Here is a 408-nt window from a genome sequence, read left to right as displayed (position 1 = left end):
TAGGGGAACCTGCGGTTGGATCACCTCCTTACCTAAAGATATTAGTTCGAGTGGCGTGCTCACACAGATTGTCTGATGAAAAGTAACGAGCAAAGCGCTACCTGTTGATGCCATGAGTTATTCATGCTGATACGAACCGATTAAGTTATTCAGTTTAATCGGATTTTCGTGTCCCCATCGTCTAGAGGCCTAGGACACTGCCCTTTCACGGCTGTAACAGGGGTTCGAATCCCCTTGGGGACGCCATTCCGATAATGAGTGAAAGACATTATCACCGGTCACGACAGGCCGAAAAAATCTTAAAGATGACTTGCGAGTCATGTTTAAGATATTGCTCTTTAACAATCTGGAACAAGCTGAAAATTGAAACATGACGGCTGAAATTTATCCCTCCGTAGATGTATTGGG

General features: G+C 44.6%; 1 tRNA gene. It reads left to right on the top strand.

The annotated features are described in order from the left end of the window. Window positions 1–170 precede the first annotated feature (170 nt). Window positions 171–246 (top strand) — tRNA-Glu (locus ACRAWE_RS24350). Window positions 247–408 lie beyond the last annotated feature (162 nt).

This window comes from Serratia sp. BFP-2025 (assembly GCF_050880365.1).
GTDB lineage: Bacteria > Pseudomonadota > Gammaproteobacteria > Enterobacterales > Enterobacteriaceae > Serratia > Serratia surfactantfaciens.
The sequence above is the reverse complement of the archived record's forward strand: the minus strand, read 5'-3'. Positions and strand labels throughout refer to the sequence as shown.